This window comes from Halomonas sp. QHL1 (genome assembly GCF_001882345.1).
In the GTDB taxonomy this organism is placed as follows: domain Bacteria; phylum Pseudomonadota; class Gammaproteobacteria; order Pseudomonadales; family Halomonadaceae; genus Vreelandella.
Genome location: NZ_MINL01000001.1, coordinates 4006457 through 4028954, shown reverse-complemented (window position 1 = coordinate 4028954; position 22498 = coordinate 4006457). Strand labels below are relative to the sequence as shown.

The following is a 22498-nucleotide window of genomic DNA, read 5'->3' as shown; positions in this document are numbered from 1 at the left end:
CTCTTCATACTAGCTCTCTCATACTAGCTCTCTTATGACACCTTATGACGAAGTAAAAACACATGGTGCAGGTTGGTGCGCCGCTGGAAATCGGGGTCGAAGCTGCGCCCGGTAATATCCTCAACCGCGTAGTGCTCGCTAAGCGCTTCGTCGAGTTTAAAGCGCCGCTGGTTATTAGAAAACACCAAGGTGCCGCCGGGTGCCAAGCGCGCCATGGCGAGCTCAACTAACCGCGGATGATCTCGCTGCACGTCGAGGGTATCGCGCATCTTCTTGGAGTTGGAGAACGTCGGCGGATCCATAAAGATCAGATCAAATTCGGCGTTGGCGGTTTCCAGCCAGCGGAAACAGTCGTCGCGCACTACACGGTGCAGCCGAGTATCGAGCTTGTTCAGGGCAAAATTGTCCTTGGCCCACTCCAGGTAGGTGTTGGACATATCCACGCTCACGCTGTCGCTGGCGCCGCCTAAGGCGGCCTGCACCGTCGCCGTGGCGGTGTAACAGAACAGGTTTAAAAAGCGCTTGCCGCTGGCCATTTCGCCCAACATGCGTCGTACCGGGCGGTGATCAAGAAACAGTCCAGTATCGAGATAGTCGCGCAGATTCACCCATAGCCGTGCCTCGCCCTCCTGCACCTCAAAACGTTCGCCGCTGGCAGCACGCTTCTGGTACTGGGCGCTACCTGTTTGGCGCTCCCGGCGCTTGATATAGATTTTGCTGGCGTCAACGTTAAGCGCTTCGGGCATGACTTCCAAGGCATCGTACAAGCGCTTCTGCGCTTGCGCCGGGTTGATCGAACTGGGCGCCGCGTACTCTTGCACGTGTACGCGGTCACCGTAACGATCCACCGCCAAAGCGTACTCGGGCATATCGGCGTCATAGACGCGATAGCTGGTTTCGCCGCTCTGCTTCAGCCATTTCTTCAAGCGCTTCTGATTTTTGATCAGCCGATTGGCAAACATCTGCGCATTGTCTTGGTTTTTATGAGCCGTTTGCTCTTCGCTCGCCTCTTCACTAGGCGTCGCCACTGCAGCACTCTCACTCTGAACCGGCTTTGTGTCGCTAACGGCAGGCAGGTGCTCGGCGCCACCAATCTCCATGAGCAGCAGCTTGGCATCCAAGGCACCGTTTTTGAGCGCGTACTGTTTGTGCGCCCGCATCCCCAGTCGGTGGCCGAGATCAGGGTTGCCGGTAAACACCGCCAGCGTCCAGCCGGGGAATAGCGCTTTGGCTTTCTCACCCAGTTGGGCGTAGAGACGCACCAGTTCAGGCAACTCGCCCAGGCGCTCGCCGTAAGGAGGATTGGTGATCAACAGGCCGCGTTCGGCGGTGAGCGTTTCCGGTCGGGTAAGCTGGGCCAGGCTCTGCCCATGCAGGGTAATCAAGGCTGGTATGCCCGCACGCATGGCATTGGATTTCGCTGCAGTCAGTGCTGCAGGGCTCTGGTCAAAGCCTAATAGCTGGGCCTTGCAGCGCTTGCGGCCTATCGACGCGCGCGCTTCGGCTTCGCGTTTCTGTTCCCGCCACGCTTCGTCATCGTGCCCTGCCCAGCCGTGAAAGCCGAACCGCTCACGGTTCAGGTTCGGTGCCTGGTCGGCGGCCATCATGGCGGCTTCGATCAGCAGCGTTCCTGCACCGCACAGCGGGTCAATCAACGGCTCTCCCGCTTTTAAGCGCTCGGGCCAACCCGCGCGTACCAACAGCGCTGCGGCCAAATTCTCTTTTAGCGGCGCATGGCCTACATCCCGGCGGTAGCCGCGACGGTGCAGGCTTTCACCAGAGAGATCCAGGCCAATGGTTAAGTTCATGCGGTGCAAGTGGGCGTAGATGCGCAAATGGGGCGTTTTGGTATCCACGTTGGGGCGTTCCTGCCCAGCCAGTTGGAGTGCATCAACCACGCCGTCTTTAACGGTTTGCGCGCCAAAGCGGGTGTGGCGAATATGTTCACTGCGGCCGTGAAAATCGACTGCCAGCGTGTTGCCCGGTGCTAAGTGCTGAGTCCAGGCAATGCGGGCAACCACATCCCGCACCTGCTCGGCGGTGTCGATCATCGACTCGCGCACTAAGGTTAAGATAACCCGGTTGGCCAATCGCGACCAAAGGCATACGCGGTAGGCGATCGCTTGGCTGGCGGTGAAGTAAACCCCCGCCACCGTGGTTTTGCCCGGCGTGGCGCCCAGTGCCACTAGTTCATCGTGGAGCAAACCTTCAATGCCTTTCGGGCAAGTGGCTAGCAGACTCAAGGGGGCGTTTTGATTCGACTCGGTCATGATAATAGCGGCGCGTAAAGGCGCGAAATTCCTGTATATAGCATATGAGTTTACGTTTTATGACAATTTGGTAGTCGACAGATGACACCATCATGGTCTAACAATAAGAGAGTAGCTACTGAAAAACGCATGCGTTTCCTGTCAGAGTCGGTTCAAGACTAGAGCTTTAGCTTGATTAGACCTATGGCATATAAGTGTTCTTTGCAAGAGTTCTCTGTATGAGATAGCCGTTCGACCCGTTCAGCCCGTGAGTGCTAGACATTTGCGTTGAGGCGGCGTCTCGCTCTTGAAGCAAGCTCTCGGAGTAGTGATGTGTATGAGCATCTCTAGTGCAATTGCTTAGACGACATCCTATTTCTTATCAAAGGCTTTCGTGAAACAAAGACTTTCGAGAAAAGAGGTTAGCCAATGAAACGGCAAAAACGTGATCGCTTCCAGCGGGCTTATGTCCACGGCTACAAAGCGGGTGTATCGGGTCGTTCTCGTGATGACTGTCCCAGTCAAGATATCAATTTACGCGAATACTGGATGAGCGGTTGGCGTGAGGGTCGCGGCGACCAGTGGGATGGGATGACCGGCATCTCGGGCATCCACAAAAATCCCTTAGTCATGGCCTAACGTTTTATTTTTCAAAGTTTGAAAAGAAAAATTTTAAACGCAAGGTTTTCAGTGAGCCCACTTTGAAAGTGGGCTTTTTAGTGCGCGTTTATGCCAACACTGCTCCGCTGCTCACTCAACTTCTAGCTTTCAGTGCCCTTGCGCATTCACCGACTAGTTTAGGCCCTTGGTAGATCAAGCCTGAATAGAGCTGTACTAAATCTGCTCCAGCGGCGATCTTGGCTCGGGCAGCAGCGGCACTATCGATACCGCCCACGCCAATAATCGGCAATGCAGGTAGATGCTCACGCAGTTGTCGAATAACACGATTGGATGCCTCAAAGACTGGCTTCCCAGAGAGCCCGCCAGCCTCATCCGCTTGAGGATCGCCCTGCACGGCTTCACGGGAAACCGTGGTATTGGTAGCAATCACGCCATCAAGGGCGTTGCGCTCAATACTTCCCGCCATCAGCGCTACCTCTTCAGCACTCATATCCGGGGCGATCTTAATTAGTAGCGGCACGTTGCGGTCCGCCTGGGCATTGAGTTCCGTGGCTCGCGCGCGAATCGGCCCCAATAGCGCATCCAGCTGTTCACCAAACTGTAGGCTGCGCAGCCCTGGCGTATTCGGCGAAGAGACATTAACGGCAATGTAATCCGCATAAGGGTGCACCGCGTCTAAACACACCAGGTAGTCATCCAGCGCCTGCTCTACCGAAGTAGTCAGGTTTTTACCGATATTGATGCCCACAATACCGCCGTAATGGCGCTGCTTAACCTGCTGGATCAGATGCGCAACCCCTTTGTTGTTAAAGCCAAAGCGGTTGATGATCGCCTCATGCTGCGCTAAGCGAAACAGCCGGGGCTTAGGATTGCCTGGCTGCGGCTTAGGCGTCACCGTTCCCACTTCGACAAAGCCAAAGCCCAACGCACCAAGCGCATCGAGGTGGTCGGCGTTCTTGTCCAGCCCGGCAGCTAAGCCTACTCGATTGGCAAACCGCAGCCCCATCAGCTCGACGGGATCGTTTACCGGCTTACCAAATAGCCGTGGAACGCCCCCTACCCGATGCAGTGCATCTAACGCACCCAGCGCCATACCGTGAGAGGTTTCTGGGTCAACGCGAAAGAACAGTGAGCGGGCGAGGTTGTACATAGCGAATCTCTTGAAGCGGGGACTGAAAACGGGCATCAGTATAACGCAATAAAGCGCGCCCTGGTGGAGAACCAGGGCGCGCTTTCATAATCCTCTTTAATTAGATAGACACACTTTAATTAAGCGGACGAGGTACGTTTATGCTTCGCTATCGCTCTCGGCGAGATCTACCAGCTCGCGTACCGCGACGGCGAAGAGCGCAAAGCCCACTTCACTGCCGCCACGCACCTCTTCGATAAGACGACACCAGCGGCGATGCAGATCAGCGTGCTGATCCAGCCACTGCGCCACCCGCTCTTGGGTATCGCGGCTGCCGGCTTCGAGTTTCAGCACGCTGGTGGTCAGCGCAAGCTGCTGACGTTCGATGTCGTCACGGAAGGTTTCCCGCGCTTGAGCCTGCCAGGCGTCGCGCACTTCCAACTGGGTTACCTGCTGAATCATCCACGGCAGTTCCAGGCGGCTGCCAATTTCATACAGCACCTCCGCCACCCGCTGCGGTTTTTCATTGGTCAGGCGTGCCGCTTGGATGATACCCAGCCCGGCGTAAAGGCTGGATGACGCCGCGACAGTGGACGCCAAGGCTTCCGGCACACCCGCTTCCAGCAGTTCGTCACGGCGGCTATTCCAAGCGCTAAGCTCTTCACCGCTGAGCAGTTCACCAATACCTTCCTGCAGTTGCGCCAAGCGGGGAGCGAAGTACTCGATAGTATCGTGGGTCGAGAGCCCCAAGTGCTGGCGCACAAACCAGCGCGTGGCACGGCGGATCAAGCGCATCAGATCGAGCATCATCGAGTACTGAATGCGGTTGGGCACCTGATTGTCGAGGGCTTCAATTTGCGCCCATAGACCGGGCAAGTTAAAGCTATCGCGGGCCACAATATAAGCGCGAGCGATGTCGGCACGCCCTGCGCCAGTGGAGTCCATCAGGCGGCGTACAAAGACGATACCCATGTGATCAACCAGATCGTTGGCTACCTGGGTAGCGACGATTTCACGCTTAAGACGGTGCTCGTACATCTCATCTTTGAAGCGCTCCACCAGCACCGATGGGAACAGCCGCTCAAGATGCCGATGAATATAGTGATCGTCCGGCACATCAGAGGTGATCAAGTCGCCTTTCAAAGTACTCTTGGCGTAGGAGATCAGTACCGATAGCTCCGGTAGGCGCATCCCTTGATCGTTGCTGGCCCGCTCTTTGAGCACATCATCGGTGGGCAGGAACTCCAGTTCGCGATCAATTTGCCCTGCGGCCTCCAGCTCGCTAATAAAGCGGCGGTAAGGGCCCATGGCCTGATTGGACAGGATAGCCGACAGATCCAGCGCCTGGCTTTGGCGGTAGTTATCCAGGATCACCAGATCGCCCACCTCATCGGTCATTTCCGCCAGCAGCTGATTACGCTGCTTGTCGGTCATGTCGCCGCGCTTAACCACTTCATCGATCAGGATCTTGATATTGACCTCGTGGTCGGAGCAGTTCACCCCACCGGCATTGTCAATAAAGTCGGTATACACCCGCACGCCTTTGGCGGCAGCTTCCATACGCCCGCGCTGGGTCAAGCCGAGGTTGCCGCCCTCGCCGACCACACGGCAATTCAAGTCGTTGCCGTTGATGCGCAGGGTATCGTTGGCTTTGTCGCCTACGTCGCTGTCGGTTTCTTCGGAGCCCTTCACGTAGGTACCGATACCGCCGTTCCAGATCAGATCAACCTTGGATTTGAGCATGGCGCGGATCAGTTCATTGGGCGACAGGCGCTCTTCTTTGATACCAAAGACCTGCTGCATCTCCGGCGTGATGGTAATCGACTTGGCGCTACGGTTGAAGATGCCGCCACCGGCGGAGATCAACTCCTGACTGTAGTCCTCCCAGCTGGAGCGTGGCAGTGCGAAAAGCCGCTTACGCTCGGCAAAGGAGGCCTCGGCATCTGGGTTGGGGTCGACAAAAATATGCAGGTGGTTAAAGGCGCCCACTAGCTGAATCTTGTCGGAGAGCAGCATGCCATTACCAAACACATCGCCGGCCATATCGCCGACCCCCACCACGTTAAACAGGTCGCGCTGGGTATCTACATCGAGATTTTTGAAATGGCGTTTAACCGACTCCCAAGCGCCCCGCGCGGTGATGCCCATTTTCTTATGGTCGTAGCCGTTTGCTCCGCCGGAGGCAAAAGCATCGCCCAGCCAGTGCCCGTACTCAATGGAAATTTCGTTGGCGATATCTGAGAAGGTGGCGGTGCCTTTGTCGGCGGCTACGACGAGGTAGGCGTCATCTTCATCGTGGCGAACCACATTTGCCGGCGGCACGACGTCGCCACCCACCAGGTTGTCAGTAACATCCAGCAGCGCACGGATAAAGATTTGGTAGCAGGCTATGCCTTCTTTCTGGACGATATCGCGGCTGGCATTTTCAGGCATACGTTTACACACAAAACCGCCTTTAGCGCCCACCGGGACGATGACGGCGTTCTTAACCTGTTGCGCTTTCACCAGCCCCAGCACTTCAGTGCGGTAATCTTCGAACCGGTCCGACCAGCGCAGGCCACCACGGGCCACTTTGCCACCACGTAGGTGAACACCTTCCACCCGCGGCGAGCAGACAAAAATCTCAAACATCGGCCGCGGCTTGGGCATACCGGTGACCTTGGAGGGTTCAAGCTTATAGGCGATGTAATCCTTAAAGCGTCCACCCTCAGCCAGTTGGTAGTAGTTGGTACGCAGCGTGGCGAGGATCAGCTCCATAAAGCGGCGCAGCAGTTGATCATCATTAAGACTAGCGACCCCTTCCAAGCGCTCATTTAAGCTCGCGATGCACTCGTCGGTGGCGTGGTTCTGCTGCTCAGGATCAAAGCGCAGACGGAATAGCTCAACCAGCTCACGGGTAATGCCCGGATAGTTGGCCAGCGTGGCGGCAATGTAATCCTGGGACATGCCGAAGCGGATCTGCTTAAGATAGCGGGCATAGCCGCGCAGCATCGCCACTTCTCGCCAATCCAGCCCTGCGCCGATAATCAGGCGGTTAAAGGCATCGTTGTCAGCTTCGCCGGTCCAGATGCGCTTAAAGGCTTCCGTGAATACGTCGCGCATATCGCCCAGGCTGACATCCGCACCGCTGTGTTCAAGCTCGAAATCGTGAATCCAATAACGCTGTTCAGGAGCATTGATATCGTAGGGTCGTTCGCCAATCACGCGCAGGCCGAGATTTTCCATCATCGGCAGCACGTCGGAGAGTGGTATCTGGGTGCCGCGATGGAACAATTTCAGGTTAACGCCGCCGCCCTGCTCTTCCAGCGGGCGGTAGAGCGACAGCGATAAATCGTCGCCATTATTCAACGTCAGCAGGTGCTGAACATCGAACACCGCGGTACGCGCGGAGAAGTCTTCCCGATAGCTGGCCGAGAACGCCTCGCGGAACTGATCCATCAGGCTGTTGGCGCGCTCTTCACCAAAGCCTTCGATCATGGCGTTCTGCAGCTCATCGCGCCAACTGCGCGCCAGCCGTGCCACTTTGCTCTCCAAACGCTTGAGATCGTAGTCGCTGGGCGCGTCGCCGTTAAAGCGCAGAATCAACTGGATACGCGCCAGCACCGACTCGGATAAATAGGTATTGAAGTCGCCAAAGTGGGCGTCTAACTCGTCGCACAGCACGTTTTGAATCCGCTGACGCAGATCCGTTGAGAATACGTCGCGGGGTACAAACACCAAGCAAGAGTAAAACTTACCGCTGATATCGGCGCGGATAAATAACCGCACCTGGCGGCGCTCGCGAATATTGAGAATGCCCAGCGCAGTGCTGGCCAGTGACTCGGTATCGATCTGGAACAGGTCATCGCGAGGGTAGACTTCCAACACCTGTAACAGCTGCTTGCCGTTATGGCCCTGGGGATTGAATCCAGCGATATCCATTACGGCTTTGAGTTTGCGGCGCAGCAGCGGAATATTGCGCGGCGATTCGTTATATACCGTGGAGGTGAACAGACCAAAGAAGCGCCGCTCGCCAATCACATTACCGTCGTCGTCGTAACGGTCCACGGTGATGTAGTCAGGGTAGGTAGGACGGTGCACCCGGGAGTGATGGGCGCTTTTGGCAAACGACAGTAGCTGCGGCACCAGCACATAATCATTGTGCTCATCCACGCCCTCTTCGGTACGAATCCGCTCGCAGTAGCGCGGCTGATCCAGGCGGAATACGCCCAGCACGCTATCCGTGTCGCGCTGTAACTCGCCACCTTCCAACAGGTACTCGTCGTAGCCCAGGAAAGTGAAGTTATCTTTGAGCATCCACTCTAAAAAGGCAATCGCCTCTTCGTGGTCATCCGGGTCGATCTGGGGTGGACAGTTTTTCTCGAGCTCTTGAATTGAAGCGGTAATTTGCGAACACATGGCGTCGAAATCGCCGACGGCGGTACGTACATCGCGCAGCACATCATTTAGATTGCTTTCAATTTTCTCAAGTAACGCCACGTCGGTGTGCCGGTCTACCTCAATCACGATCAGCGACTCGCGGCCTTCAGGCGCGTTTTCCTCTCTGGGCGAAGCCAGCGCCTGCAGCTGATGGCGCTCGTCACGGGTGACCGCCAGTACAGCGTTTTGAATGGCGTGCACCGTCAAACCGCGGCGGTTGAGCTCGATACGCACCGAATCGACCAAAAACGGCATATCTTCGTGGAGAACGGCTACAAAGGTATGCGTCGACTGCCAGCCGTGCTCTTCAAAATCCGGGTTAAACACCCGTACCTTGGGACTTTGCGAGTTGTGGTGCTGCAAAAACTGCCAGATGGACAGCGTTGCGCCATACAGATCGTCCAGACGACGATCCACAAGGTCTTCCACCGGCACGGTGGCATAAAAGTGTCGAGCGAAAGCGTCCACTGTGGCGGCACGTGCGGGGTCTAACCGCGCGTGTAGCCGCTCCTGGAGCTGCTTCAAAAGATCTTGCCGACTCTCTTCAATCGCAACGTAGTGCATCCATCACCTCGACTGCCTAGGCCATTAAACGGCCAAAAAACAAAGGACAACAGGCCTTTAAGCCAACATAACGGCTAGCTTACGCTACCTGTCGTCGCGTCCCTAATCACCTGGCGTGTTGTTCATGACGCATACCGTTTATGCATTAGACTTTGCACGAAAACTGCCTGCGTTCACCGACTATTCGTACAAGCCTGGTTCTGGTGCTTGTTAAACCGTGCGCCGCTTTAACAACACCCCACACTCACAGTGGTCGGTAAACGGAAACTGGTCAAATAGCGCAAATCTTTCTATCTGATGGGTGTTGGTCAGTATGGCCAAATTTTCAGCTAACGTGGCTGGGTTGCATGAAATATAGACGATCTGAGCGTACTCGCTGAGTTGTTCACAGCTCTGCTCGTCTAAACCGGCACGGGGAGGGTCTACCAATACGGTAGAAAAATCGTACTCTTCCAGCGCCATTTCTGCCACGCGGCGTCCGGCTTTTTCGCCCTTCAGCGCCAGCGAAAACTCCTCTGCTGACATACGACCAATTTGCGCGTTCGTTACCCCATTGGCTTCCAGGTTAACGTTGGCACTGGCCACCGATGTGCGGGAAATCTCTGTGGCGAGCACGCGGCGGAAGTTATCCGCCAGGGCAATGGTAAAATTACCGTTCCCACAGTAAAGCTCGACCAGATCTCTCTTGGCATCGCTCCCCTGCTGACCAGTGGTGACTTCTCGCGCCCAGCTGAGCATTTCCTGGCAGATATGCGCGTTGGGCTGGGTAAAGCTGTTTTCGACCTGCTGGTAGTGAAGCGTGCGGCCATCCACCTCTAGCCGCTCCCATACGTGGTCGCGGGTAAGTACGATGCGCTGCTTGCGGGAGCGGCCAATAATCATAATGCCTAGCTCAGCCTCGAGAGCGCGAGCTTCGCGCTCCCACTCATCGCCTAACGGTCGATGGTAAATCAGCGTTACTAGCGCCTCGCCTGACAGGGTGGTGAGAAACTCTACCTGAAACAGCCGCCGACGCAGCTCATCACAGCGAAGGCAGGCCTCACGCAGCTGCGGCATTAGCTGATTGATTCGTTCACTGGCGACTGCGTACTGATCTAATCGAATCACACGCTTATTTTTCGGGTTCTCGGGATCAACCTCGAACATGGCGTAGAAAAGGTCATCCTGTTCGTGCCATATGCGAAACTCACAGCGCTGACGGTAGTAGCCCGGCGGCGATTCAAACACCTCCAGCGTCGGTGGTTTAAAAGCGGCAAAGGTGCTCTCAAGATAGTCGCGCTTGGCGGCTAGCTGCTCAGCGTAGCGTTCGGGTTCTACAACGGGGATAGCCAAAGCTGCTCCTCTTAAATTCGATCAGAAATAGTAGCGGTCAATAGTGTTCAGGCGCCCACGTTAAGCAACTGGGGCGCATCAAATCCGTAGCGGGCCAAGCCAGCGGTCAGATTAGCTGCTGAAGCGGTGGTAAAGCAGCGGCCGTTCTGCTGCTCGCTATTTAGCTCATCGACTACTTGCGCAACCCGGCGGGCAATCGCATCGCCGGAGTCGACCCAATGCAGCGGCACGGGGGCAAGCTGCGTCAGCCAGGGCTTTAGCAGTGGAAAATGGGTGCAGCCCAGTACCACTGTATCTAGCTCTGGGGTAACCAGCGCCTGATAACCAGCAGATGAAGAATAGACCGGCGATGAAGGCGCAACGGCATGCCATAACGGCGCCAGGGCAGCCTGCATGCGATCAATATTGGGGGTGACACCTGCCAGGTACGCTTCCGCCTCGACGACCAAGGCATCGGCGGCGACACGGGTAATCACACAATCGCTGGCAAAGCTATCAATCAAGCGTTGGGTGTAGGGCCGCCCTACCGTGGCTTTGGTGGCCAATAGCCCAATATGGCGTGTCCGGCTAATCGCCGCAGCAGGTTTGATAGCAGGCACGGTGCCCACGACAGGAATCGCTAATTGCTCACGCAAATTTTCCAACGCCAGGGTGCTTGCGGTATTACAGGCGACAACTAAAACACTCGGCTGGCACGCTGCCACAGCGGCGCGACACACTGCCACGATGCGTTCGCTCAGGGCTGCGTCTTCGCGTAGCCCATAGGGTAGCCAAGCGTTGTCGCAGGCATAGCACAGGGCAGCATCAGGATAGTGTTGGCGCAACGACTGCGCCACCGACAGGCCGCCGACGCCGGAATCAAAAATTAACACGGGGCCTTTCATGACTCTGCCTGAAAAAAACGGAGCCGCTAGTTTAGCATGCTCCGTGATTTTTATTGATGACCGTTAGGGCCCGTTGTCTTCTACCGCACTACACCGCGGGCACATCAGCCCCACGCAGCTCGGCGTAGAGTTCAGGGTAGGCTTGCTGTAGGCGCTCTAACTCATGCTCAGCGCCTTCGGGGAGCGCCTGACGCAGCTCTTCCATATCTTCCTGGCTGAAGTGCTCGTCGATCAGCGGGAACAGGCCCTCGCGCTCATGGCGAAGATAGGCACGATGCGCTTCCAGATAGTTTTTCAAATCGTCAGCGAAGCGGTCCATCGGTATGATGTTATCCATTAACACCATGTCAATGTCGTTGGAGAGGCGCTGCAGGCGAGGCTTTAGCTCACGGTAGTCACTCGCCATCTGCTCAGTGAATTCAAGATGCTCTGGCGCTTTGGTTTGCAGCCGTTCGACGCAGACGCGCTCAAGGGGTGCTGCAAAGCCATCCATATAGGACAATATGTAGTCAACCACCTCGCGCATGAGCTGAAAATTGGGCCGCTCACCCTGGGCAAGGGTTTTCTGCTTGAGCTGCAGCACATGAAGCATTCTCGCCATGTTGGCATGATCTAGACGCAGTTGGTTTAACATCGAACTGTCTCCTTTATTTTGTCATGCCTACCGTCAAGCCTTAATAGTTGACGGCATGCGATAATAAGCGCGTGGGGTTATCATAGACAATGCCCCTCTAGCGTTATCCTAGCAAGTGTATCTTTCTGATAGGTTACGCCAAAGGTAGTTCGCTAAGGCGCGGTTTACCACTAACACTTGTTGGCGATTTTTAGTTCAACGCACTGATTTGCAACGGAAGCTCACATGGATCTTTTTGATAGCGCCCAGGCGACACCTGCTGAAGACGCCCCGTTAGCCTTTCGTATGCGTCCACGCCAGTTGGACGATTACGTGGGACAGCAGGCGCTGGTGGGACCCGACAAACCCCTACGCCGCATGGCGGAATCAGGCGTCGTCCGCTCCATGATTCTTTGGGGACCGCCAGGGGTTGGCAAAACCACGCTGGCAGAGCTATTAGCCAGAGCTTCCCAGGCCCATCTGGAGCACCTCAGCGCGGTAATGGCCGGGGTGAAAGAGATTCGCGCCGTGGTGGAACGCGCCCAACAGATGTCATCCACGGTTATCCTCTTTTTAGATGAGATTCATCGACTCAACAAGAGTCAGCAGGACGCTCTATTGCCCCATGTCGAGTCGGGGCTGTTAACCCTGATTGGTGCTACCACCGAAAATCCCTCCTTTGAAGTCAATTCGGCGCTGCTCTCTCGCGCACGGGTTTACGTGCTGAAGTCGCTCAGCCAAGAGGAACTCATCACGGTGATGCGCCAGGCCCTCAGCGATGTTGAGCGCGGGCTGGGCAAGCGTGACATTCAGGTGGATGACGAGGTGTTAACCGCCCTGGCACACGCCAGTGCTGGCGATGCCCGCCGGGCGCTGGGGCTACTGGAAACCGCCTGTGATTTCGCCACCCAGGAAGCGGGCCGCGAAGTGCTGCATAAAGAGGTACTCGCCGATGTGATCGGCCATCAGGCCAGCGCTTTCGATAAGCAGGGTGACGCCTATTACGACCTGCTTTCGGCGATTCATAAATCGATACGCTCTTCACGCCCCAATGCTGCGCTACTGTATATGGCCCGCTTTATGCAGGGCGGCGGTGACCCGTTGGACGTGGTGCGCAGGCTGACCGCGATTGCCTCAGAAGATGTCGGCAATGCCGACCCTCGCGCGCTACCGCTGGTGATTGCCGCCTGGGATGCCTATTTACGCCTGGGCGATTACGAAGGTCAGCGAGCGATTGCTCATGCGGCAATTCATTTAGCCGTGGCACCCAAGAGCAATCGCGTCGACCGCGCCTGGAGTGAAGCCAAGCAGTACGTGCGCCAGCAACCCCAGGTAGAGGTACCGACATACCTGCGCAATGCCCCCACTAAGCTGATGGAGCAGTTGGGTCATGGCGAGGGGTATCGCTATGCGCACAGCGAGCCAGACGGCTACCCGGCGGGTAGCGCCCACGACTGCTGGCCTGAAGAGCTGCCTAAAGCCACCTTCTTCAAGCCGAGTTCGTTGGGTCAGGAGAAACGCTTTGGGGAAATAATGGCGTGGCGGGAAAAACTTGACCAGGAAGCAGATCAGGCGCCCTAAGGCGCCTGATCTGATGGTTCACTCTACCGCTTGGTTACAGTGCTTATTTAGAGTCCTTAATTAGAGCTCTTCGCGGATAACATCGGTACCTTCGGGGATCTCGAAGTCGAACATGCCCCGCTCAATATTGCCATTGAGGGTAATATTACTAAAGGTAATCGCGGTGCGCTGGCCGGTGCTGTCCTTCATCCACAGCTCGGTTAACGTGTCAGCATCAAACACCATGCTTAACTCTTCGAACAGCGTATCGGCAGAGATAGGCACCAGGGTAAAGACATCTTCTCCCCCATCCTGCTCGTAGAAAACCTCATAACTTTCGGTTAAATCGTCAACGCTTCCCGACAGCAATAACGCAGGGGTATGGGTTACCCGATCATCCATCTCTTGAACGGTGACTTGTTCAAGGTCGGGATCGTACATATACACATCTTCGCCGTCGGAAACCACGGTTTGAGAGTACGGCGCTTCCACTTCCCAACGCAGCATACCGGGGCGGGATAACCACATCTCGCCGCGCGCGCTTTGTAGACGCTCGCCGCTGCCATCAAGAATCTGCTGCTCAAAAGCCGCTTGATAGCGCTCAAGTGGGTCGAGGCGCTCGGTCAAGCGTTCGGCAGCGTCCTCCGCCCAAGCGGGAGCACCAAATGTTAAACCCAAAGCGCTGGCCGCAAATGCCAGTTGTGAAGTGCGTTTTGTTTGCGTATCGCGCATATGTTCTCCCTAGGCAACCGTTGCCAATAACTGTTGCTCAAAACTGTTGCTTAAAAATTAAGCAGTGAGGTCGGTTTAACCGTCCATGTGTCACTAAGACGTGCAAAGCGCCGCAGGGTTTCACCTGCGGCGCTACTTTCACGCTTATTGCATAATTGCGCTCTATACCAAGCGGTTAGTGGCCCACCGGGGGCGGCGCAAGCACTTCCCGCGCACCGTTAGAGCCCATAGACGTCACCACTCCGGCGCCCTCCATGGCCTCAACCAGGCGGGCGGCTCGGTTATAGCCGATCTTAAAACGACGCTGCACGGCAGAAATCGAGGCCTTGCGGGTTTCAGTGACAAACTGCACGGCTTCATCGTAGAGCGCGTCCTGCTCCGCATCGTCGCCATCGCCCCCTTCAGCCTCAAGGCCGGTTAAGGCATCGGCAGATACGCCACCAGAAAGAATCTCCTCGATATATTCAGGTGCGCCGCGGCGCTTCCAGTCATCGACCACCCGGTGTACTTCGTCATCATCCACGAAGGCACCGTGGATACGGTTAGGTGGCCCAGAACCAGCGGGCAGGTAGAGCATATCACCGTGTCCCAACAGGCTTTCAGCGCCGCCCTGGTCAAGAATGGTGCGCGAATCAATTCTGGAGGAGACCTGAAACGCCATCCGCGAAGGGATGTTAGCTTTGATCAAGCCAGTCACAACGTCCACCGAGGGGCGCTGGGTAGCCAGAATCAAATGGATACCCGCGGCGCGCGCCTTTTGCGCTAGACGGGCAATCAACTCTTCGACCTTTTTGCCGACGATCATAAACATATCGGCAAACTCGTCGATCACCACGACGATGTAGGGCAGCTTCTCCAACACCGGATGCGGTTGATGCACTTCCCAGGGCTGCGGTTCCCAGAGCGGGTCGGCCACTTGGGCACCGGCGCGCTCCGCTTCATCCAAGCGACCATTGAAGCCTGCGATGTTACGCACCCCCATGGCCGCCATCAGCTTGTAGCGGCGCTCCATCTCGGCCACACACCAGCGCAGGCTGTTGGCCGCCTCTTTCATATCGGTGACCACGGGCGCCAGCAGATGGGGAATGCCGTCATACACCGACAGCTCCAGCATTTTCGGGTCGACCATGATCAGCTTTAGCTCGCTGGGCTTGGCTTTCAGCAGCATCGAGATCAGCATGGCGTTGACGCCCACCGACTTACCCGACCCGGTGGTACCGGCTACTAACAGGTGGGGCATCTTGCCCAGGTTGGCCACCACTGGGCTGCCGCCAATATCTTGGCCTAACGCCATGGTCAGCGGCGAGGTCTCCTGCTGGTAACGGTCGGAGTCAATCACTTCGCGCAGGCGGATCATCGCGCGGTTGGGATTGGGTATTTCAATCCCCACCGTGGGACGCCCCGGAATAACCTCGACCACACGCACGCTTTTCACCATCAGTGAGCGCGCCAGGTCTTTGGCAAGGTTACTGATTTTGGACACTTTGACGCCCGCAGCGGGCTTGATCTCAAAGCGGGTGATTACCGGCCCAGGCCAAGTATCCACCACTTCCGCTTTAACGCCGTATTCGCGCAGCCGCACTTCAAGCAACTCGGCCATATCGGCCAACTGCTCGTCGCTATAATTGGGCTGATGAGGCTCTGCGGGTGTCAGCAGCTGCAGGCTTGGTACATCGCCTTCTGGCTCATCCATCGTTTCAAAAGCAGGCCGCTGGCTCTGCAAATGCTCCACGGTCCACAGGGCGGGGCCCTCATCCGATTCTGGCGTGCTTGCATCGGGCTCGAAGCTCGGTTCCTGGCGTGCTGGGGCTGGAGTGGGCGGCGGAGTGGCCATTGCGTGCGCTTCGCTATCGCGGTCTTGCGCATACAGCTCATCATCCATCTCTTCATCGTCCCACACCGGCTCTGGCACTACCTCTGCTACACGTTCAGGTTTACGTGTGGGCTCCGCAGTTGCGCCGATACGGGGCTCACCAACACGCGGCTCGGCCTCATTGTTGCTGGGGTCAGCGGTGAGTGATGGCTCACTGCGACGCTCAACGGCCGCTTCATCGCTGGCAAAGAAGCTACTGGCGGCAGGCGCAGGCTCTTCTTGGCGAGTTGCACGCAGCGGGAAGGAGGTGTCGGCTTCATTGGGTTCATCATCGGTCTCAGGCTCTTGAACCTCAGGCGCTGCCGACGGTGGCTGTGACTGGACAAAGGCATTTTCTCGCGGCGCCGGGGTGGCCGCCGCTTCCGTCTCTTCTGCGGTTTTAGCCTCCGGCGTCACTGTTGCAGGCGCTGTGACCGTTGGCTCCGTAGGTGTCGTTGAGATAGGTGTTGATGAGATGGGTGCGGGTGTTTTAGCAGGCACATGCTTATTGCTTGAAAACGCCGCGGCTTCCCAGGGAATTGATGTATCCGTCGTCTCACTGCTGGAAAGTGGCACAGAGAAGCCTGGCTCACGGCGTTCGCGGCCACTGGGGCTTTTGCCTACTGGCTCTGCAGCGGGCTTCACCTCTGCCGGTGCAGCTTCGGGAGCTACTGGAGACGTAGCTAGTGGAGTCGAAGCTACTGAGGACTTAGCTTCAGGTGCTTGAGGCTTGGGCGCCGGTTTGGCAGCTGCTCGCTGAGCAGCGCGCATACGGTTCGCTTGACGCCGTGCCGATAACCAGCCACCCAGGCGACATAGTCGCTTGCCGAGCTCATCTGCCACTTGCAACCAGGACATACCGCTAAACAGCGGAAAGCCGCTTAAAATTAACGCTGCGGCGATTAATCCAACGCCACCACTACCCACTAAAGGCCTTAACGCACCGACCAACCCTTCGCCCAAAATACCGCCGGAGGCATAGGGCAGCATGCTCTCAGGGTGATAAAAGTGCAGCGCGCCTAACATGGTGGTGCCAAAAATAAGTAGCACTAAACCACCCGCATGGACAGCAATAGCCACCGGGTCGAGCTCAAAACGCACCTGGCGTGAGCGAATCAGCCACCAGGCGGCAAAGCCGAACATACCCGGCCACCACAACGCACTGGCGCCAAGCAGTGAATAGAGAACATCGGCCAGCCACGCGCCTACTTGCCCCATCCAGTTACCCACATCTGTCTCTGGGCCCTGATAAGACCAGCCTGGATCAGAGGGTTGGTAACTAAATAGCGCTAATAATAAGAAAACACACAGCGCCAGCAGAATCACCACTACGCCTTCGCGCACGGAGCCTTGTAAGCGCAGGCCAAAACGACGAGCCTTATCCTTTGCGGCGTTAACGCGCGCAGATGAAGCCGATGATGGTGTTTGACGCGCGCTACGCTGCGTTCGCTTGTTTACTGCTTTATTCACTTTCAAGCGACTCTCCCTTTACACCTCAATGGCGTCTTTAATCCACTTGCGAGTTTGCATGATACCGAGCATCCTTCCGCCGTCACAGAGGCTATCGTAAAGCGTTCAGTACAAGAACGTCGTAACAGGAGCAAGTAATGCTACCTTGGCTTTCCTCGCCACATCCTAACTTTCCAACTACCTCTAGGGCCCTGGCCTCCCCCAACGGCCTGCTGGCCGCCGGTGGGGAGCTCTCGCCCGTTTGGCTGGTAGAAGCCTATCGGCAGGGCATATTTCCCTGGTTCAGCGACGACGACCCCATTTTGTGGTGGAGTCCAGACCCGCGCATGATACTCCTACCTGAGCAATTTAAGCAGCATCGTAGCCTTACTAAACGATTACGCCATGGTGGCTTTCATATCACCCTGGATCAACACTTCGACCAGGTGATTCAGGCCTGCGCCGCTCCACGTGGTGAAGAAGCGGGCACCTGGATCACAGAGGAAATGCGCGATGCCTACGGCCTGCTACACGCCCTCGGCATTGCCCATAGCATCGAAGTCCATCAACACGGCCAATTGGTGGGCGGGCTGTATGGCGTCGCCATGGGACCGGTATTTTTTGGCGAGTCGATGTTCTCCCGCGCCCCAGATGCCTCGAAGGTGGCGCTGGCCCATCTCGTCCGGGCCATGCGTGAACATGGCGGTAAACTCATTGACTGCCAAATGCACACGCCCCATCTGGCAAGCCTGGGCGCTATTACAGTCGCTCGCGAGGCATTCATCAACTATCTTAAAAACTGGTTACCCGATAAGGCGTTTACGTTGACCACATCACCTACTGAGGCACCCACTGTTCCCGCATCCCTCTGGCTTAACGCGATTGCCGCCGAGGGTAATGCATAGTGTTGAATTTATTCTGTTTTACCCAGGAGGCAAGCTGTGAGTAGTAACACTCCGCGTCGGCCGGTGCGGGATTTGCGCTTTTTCCTTACCGTGCCGCACGCCTGTAGCTATTTGCCTGGCAGGGAAGCGACAACGCTGTTTCTCGACCCTCAGGAGTCGCCCGTCCCTGGCGTATATGACTCGCTGGCGCTGCTAGGGTTTCGTCGTAGTGGGCGTCATCTATACCGCCCTCACTGTGAGGGTTGCAATGCCTGCCGCTCGGTGCGCATTCCGGTTGAACAGTTTGCGGCTAACCGCACCCAGCGTAAAATTTGGCGCCGCAACGCCGATATTAATGTGCGTGTTGTGCCCGCTCACTTTGCATCAACCCACTACACTCTTTACGCCAATTACATTCGCCAGCGCCATGCCGACGGCGATATGTACCCTCCCAGTCGCGAGCAGTACCGTACCTTTCTCACCCTCGATGAGCCCTATGCCCATCTGATGGAGATGTACCTTGACGACGAATTGATCGGTGTAGCTGCCTTTGACCAACTGGAGCATGGACTCTCGGCAATCTACACTTTCTTTGCCGTTAGCGAGGACCTGGACAAGCGTTCGCTAGGCACCTTTGCTATTCTTCAGCTCATTGAGCTCAGCCGAGAAAAAGCGCTGCCGCACCTTTATTTAGGGTATTGGATCGAAGAGTGCCGTAAGATGCGCTACAAACAGGCTTTCACACCATTGGAAATACTCGATGGGCGCCATTGGCGGCCGTTGATTCGCTAAACATGCCAGCTTTTTTGCCTTGACGGCGGGCTTACGGCACAATATAGCGCTGTTTCTTGAGCGCCCACCTTGCGGCACTCAATTTCTGACCGATTATTACATTACTAACTCATCAGTGAGGACATGCCTATATGGCACGCGAAGATCATATTGAAATGGAAGGCGTTATCGTCGATACCCTTCCGAACACCATGTTTCGGGTTGAGCTGGAAAACGGTCACGTTGTTACCGCTCACATCTCCGGCAAAATGCGCAAAAACTATATCCGCATTCTGACCGGCGACAAGGTAAAAGTAGAGCTGACACCTTACGACCTGTCCAAAGGCCGTATCGTTTACCGTTCGCGCTAAGTCGTTGCACCGTTAACGCGTTCGGCTGACCTCAACTGTTACTACAACTCAGTTTCTACAGCTTAGTTTACAACTACAGCGCCGTTCAGCGTCCATGGCGGTTCACTAAAAACGACAACGCCCCGTCAATGACAGGGCGCTGCGTTTTTATGCATATAGCATGAGCTTTAAAGAGATGGCTTTTAGCGCGGCTTAGCGCCCTTTTTAGGGCGCATCTGCCATTTCAGTCTCTGTGGAAAGGTGCAACTCGCCCTCTTCCAGGCTGACGTGAACAATACCGCCCTGGTCCGCCAATTCGCCAAACAGAATCATCTCGGCCAATGGCTTCTTCAGTTTCTCCTGGATGAGGCGCGCCATTGGGCGTGCGCCCATGTCAGGATCATAGCCTTTATCAGCCAGCCAATCCCGCGCCATGTCGTCCACATCCAGCTGGACACGTTTCTCGTCCAGTTGCGCCTGCAGCTCGATCAAGAACTTGTCGACGACATTGCGTACCACCGAAACCGGCAGCGCGTGGAACTGAATGATGCCATCCAGGCGGTTGCGGAATTCCGGCGAGAAGGTGCGACGAATCACTTCCATGGCATCGGTGGAGTGGTCTTGATGCTGGAAGCCAATCGAACGGCGCGACGCCTGCTCTGCACCTGCGTTAGAGGTCATGATCAGGATAACGTGGCGGAAGTCCGCTTCGCGGCCATTGTTATCCGTTAAGCGTCCGTGATCCATGACCTGCAGTAGCAGGTTAAAGACTTCCGGGTGCGCTTTCTCAATCTCATCCAACAGCAGCACACAGTGCGGCTGCTTAGTCACCGCTTCGGTCAGCAGACCACCCTGGTCGTAACCGACGTAACCCGGCGGGGCACCAATCAAGCGCGATACGGTGTGGCGCTCCATGTACTCAGACATATCAAAGCGCACCAGCTCGATGCCCATGATATGCGCAAGCTGTTTGGCCACTTCGGTTTTACCCACACCGGTGGGGCCTGCAAACAGGAAGCTACCGACGGGCTTGTCAGGGGATTTAAGCCCAGCCCGAGACAGCTTAATGGCTGCAGAGAGACTATCAATCGCCTCATCCTGACCGAACACCAGCATTTTCAGGTCACGATCCAGCTTTTCGAGCAGCTTGCGGTCGGAGCTTGAAACGCTCTTCGGCGGAATACGTGCGATGGAGGCCACCACGGCTTCAACTTGTTCGACATCGATCGTCTTGGCACGCACTTCCGGCGGCAACAGACGCTGGTGCGCCCCTGCCTCGTCGATGACATCAATCGCTTTGTCGGGCAGGAAGCGGTCATTGATGTAGCGATCCGCTAAGCGTGCTGCGCTTTCAAGCGCCCCATCGGTGTACTTCAGTTCGTGGTGCTCTTCAAAGCGTGAACGCAACCCTTTGAGGATCTTGATGGTGTCGTCCACCGACGGCGCCATCACATCGACTTTTTGGAAGCGCCGCGCCAGGGCACGATCTTTCTCGAAGATGCCGCGGAACTCTTGGAACGTGGTCGAACCTATGCAGCGCAACTCACCGGAGGAGAGCAGCGGTTTGAGCAGGTTAGACGCATCCATCACGCCGCCTGACGCCGCACCGGCACCAATGACGGTGTGAATTTCATCGATAAAGAGTACAGCGTTAGGCTGCTTGCGCAGTTCGCTCAGCAGACTTTTAAGGCGTTTTTCAAAGTCACCGCGGTACTTGGTTCCGGCCAGTAGCGCGCCCATGTCCAGTGAGTAGACCACTGCATCGGCAATAACATCGGGAACGTCTTCTTCAACGATACGCTTGGCGAGGCCTTCGGCCACTGCGGTTTTACCCACGCCCGCTTCACCGACTAACAGCGGGTTATTTTTGCGCCGCCGGGCAAGAATCTGCACCACGCGCTCAAGCTCTTGATCACGACCAATCAGTGGATCAATTTTGCCCAGCCGTGCTTGCTCGTTCAGGTTGGTAGCGTAACCAGTGAGCGGATGCGCAGCGCCCTCACTTCCACCCTCTTCCGCGTCTTCACTCTCTGATGAAGAGGGCGAGGGAGATGGCCCGTGACCAGCCACTTTGGAGATACCATGGGCGATATAGTTAACCGCATCGACCCGCGCAACGCTCTGCTGCTTAAGGAAATAAACCGCCTGGCTTTCTTGCTCGGAGAATATCGCTACCAGCACATTAGCGCCGGAGACTTCGCTTTTACCAGATGACTGAACGTGGAAGACCGCCCGCTGTAAAACACGCTGAAAACCAAGCGTGGGCTGGGTCTCGCGATCACCCTGGCCTTCTGGAATCAGTGGCGTAGTCGAGTTAATAAAATCCTGCAGATCGGACCGCAGCTTGTCGAGGTTAGCCCCACAGGCCTTCAGAACGTCTACCGCTGAGGCATTATCTAGCAACGCTAGCAGCAGGTGCTCAACGGTCATGAACTCATGGCGCTTTGAACGCGCCACGGTGAAGGCCGTGTTCAGGGTCATTTCAAGTTCTTTGCTCAGCATGGCAGTCCCCTTTTCGCTACTACCTAGGGCGTATCGCCACCTAGGGCTTGCGTCGGATCAGTTTAAACGACCGGCACTCTCAACATCGGGTACAAATGGCATGGTTGCAAGCCTCACCACCAATTATTTCTCAACGTTTCTAATTGGCGGCCTCAATATCACTTATCAACGGATGCTCACACTCACGGGCGTATTCGTTTACTTGATAGCTTTTTGTTTCGGCTATATCGCGCGTAAACACGCCACAAGTGCCCTTTCCCTGGGTATGTACGGCGAGCATGATCTGAACGGCCGTCTCGCTATCCAAATTGAAAAAATCTTGCAGCACTTCAATAACAAATTCCATCGGCGTGTAATCGTCATTATGAAGTACCACCTTATAAAGCGGTGGTTGCGCCAGCGCCGGCTCTGCTGACTGCACCGCAATATCACCATCTTCATCGGGCATATTTGGCCGCGTCATTCCCGCTTGCACGGGTAACATGGCCAAGCATGAACTATCTAGGTTGGGCATAAGCAGCACGGTTGGTTGTCTCGACACTGACCGTTAGAGGCGTCTAAAGAATGCTTTCTACATTTAAGACGCT

At 56.2% G+C, this 22498-nt stretch carries 15 protein-coding genes; 5 read left to right on the top strand and 10 right to left on the bottom strand.

The features are described from left to right. Positions 1-32 precede the first annotated feature (32 nt). On the bottom strand, positions 33-2270 hold the full coding sequence (gene rlmKL / locus QHL1GM_RS18425) for a bifunctional 23S rRNA (guanine(2069)-N(7))-methyltransferase RlmK/23S rRNA (guanine(2445)-N(2))-methyltransferase RlmL (protein ID WP_071695773.1): 2238 nt from the start codon (positions 2268-2270) through the stop codon (positions 33-35). A gap of 408 nt (positions 2271-2678) precedes the next feature. Between rlmKL and rmf the strand changes: the two genes are divergently transcribed. After that, on the top strand, positions 2679-2888 hold the full coding sequence (gene rmf, locus QHL1GM_RS18420) for a ribosome modulation factor (protein ID WP_007111057.1): 210 nt from the start codon (positions 2679-2681) through the stop codon (positions 2886-2888). Between the two features lie 115 nt (positions 2889-3003). Here the strand turns inward: rmf and QHL1GM_RS18415 are convergent, their stop codons facing one another. The 5 genes from QHL1GM_RS18415 to QHL1GM_RS18395 all read right to left on the bottom strand — a co-directional run bounded on the left by QHL1GM_RS18415 (position 3004) and on the right by QHL1GM_RS18395 (position 11832). Next, entirely contained in the window at positions 3004-4020 is a 1017-nt protein-coding gene (locus QHL1GM_RS18415) for a quinone-dependent dihydroorotate dehydrogenase (protein ID WP_071695772.1), read from the bottom strand. Between the two features lie 138 nt (positions 4021-4158). Then, positions 4159-8982: an NAD-glutamate dehydrogenase gene (locus tag QHL1GM_RS18410; RefSeq protein ID WP_071695771.1), complete on the bottom strand. Its 4824-nt coding sequence runs from the start codon at positions 8980-8982 to the stop codon at positions 4159-4161. Between the two features lie 210 nt (positions 8983-9192). Continuing rightward, a complete protein-coding gene (trmA, locus tag QHL1GM_RS18405) occupies positions 9193-10314 on the bottom strand; it encodes a tRNA (uridine(54)-C5)-methyltransferase TrmA (RefSeq protein WP_071695770.1) in 1122 nt (373 codons plus the stop codon). A gap of 47 nt (positions 10315-10361) precedes the next feature. After that, positions 10362-11198 (bottom strand): glutamate racemase, encoded by an 837-nt coding sequence (locus QHL1GM_RS18400; RefSeq protein WP_071695769.1) that lies wholly within the window; start codon positions 11196-11198, stop codon positions 10362-10364. Positions 11199-11286: 88 nt separating this feature from the next. Beyond that, positions 11287-11832, bottom strand: coding sequence for a hemerythrin domain-containing protein (locus QHL1GM_RS18395; protein WP_071695768.1), 546 nt, complete (start codon positions 11830-11832; stop codon positions 11287-11289). A 225-nt stretch (positions 11833-12057) separates the two neighbouring features. On the opposite strand from QHL1GM_RS18395, the gene QHL1GM_RS18390 reads away from it, so the two are divergent. Continuing rightward, positions 12058-13392 (top strand): replication-associated recombination protein A, encoded by a 1335-nt coding sequence (locus tag QHL1GM_RS18390; RefSeq protein ID WP_071695767.1) that lies wholly within the window; start codon positions 12058-12060, stop codon positions 13390-13392. Positions 13393-13452: 60 nt separating this feature from the next. Here QHL1GM_RS18390 and lolA read toward each other — a convergent pair whose 3' ends face one another. Together lolA and QHL1GM_RS18380 are read right to left on the bottom strand one after the other, a co-directional pair. Further along, positions 13453-14103 (bottom strand): outer membrane lipoprotein chaperone LolA, encoded by a 651-nt coding sequence (gene lolA / locus QHL1GM_RS18385; protein WP_071695766.1) that lies wholly within the window; start codon positions 14101-14103, stop codon positions 13453-13455. Between the two features lie 175 nt (positions 14104-14278). After that, positions 14279-17431, bottom strand: coding sequence for a DNA translocase FtsK 4TM domain-containing protein (locus QHL1GM_RS18380; RefSeq protein WP_071695765.1), 3153 nt, complete (start codon positions 17429-17431; stop codon positions 14279-14281). A gap of 131 nt (positions 17432-17562) precedes the next feature. Between QHL1GM_RS18380 and aat the strand changes: the two genes are divergently transcribed. The 3 genes from aat to infA all read left to right on the top strand — a co-directional run bounded on the left by aat (position 17563) and on the right by infA (position 19430). Next, entirely contained in the window at positions 17563-18309 is a 747-nt protein-coding gene (aat, locus tag QHL1GM_RS18375) for a leucyl/phenylalanyl-tRNA--protein transferase (RefSeq protein WP_071695764.1), read from the top strand. A 36-nt stretch (positions 18310-18345) separates the two neighbouring features. After that, positions 18346-19080 (top strand): arginyltransferase, encoded by a 735-nt coding sequence (locus QHL1GM_RS18370; RefSeq protein WP_071695763.1) that lies wholly within the window; start codon positions 18346-18348, stop codon positions 19078-19080. Between the two features lie 131 nt (positions 19081-19211). Further along, entirely contained in the window at positions 19212-19430 is a 219-nt protein-coding gene (gene infA / locus QHL1GM_RS18365; RefSeq protein WP_007111068.1) for a translation initiation factor IF-1, read from the top strand. A 204-nt stretch (positions 19431-19634) separates the two neighbouring features. On the opposite strand, the gene clpA is transcribed toward infA, so the two are convergent. After that, positions 19635-21911 (bottom strand): ATP-dependent Clp protease ATP-binding subunit ClpA, encoded by a 2277-nt coding sequence (gene clpA / locus QHL1GM_RS18360; protein WP_007111069.1) that lies wholly within the window; start codon positions 21909-21911, stop codon positions 19635-19637. A 139-nt stretch (positions 21912-22050) separates the two neighbouring features. Beyond that, positions 22051-22359, bottom strand: coding sequence for an ATP-dependent Clp protease adapter ClpS (gene clpS / locus QHL1GM_RS18355; RefSeq protein WP_007111070.1), 309 nt, complete (start codon positions 22357-22359; stop codon positions 22051-22053). Positions 22360-22498: the final 139 nt, after the last annotated feature.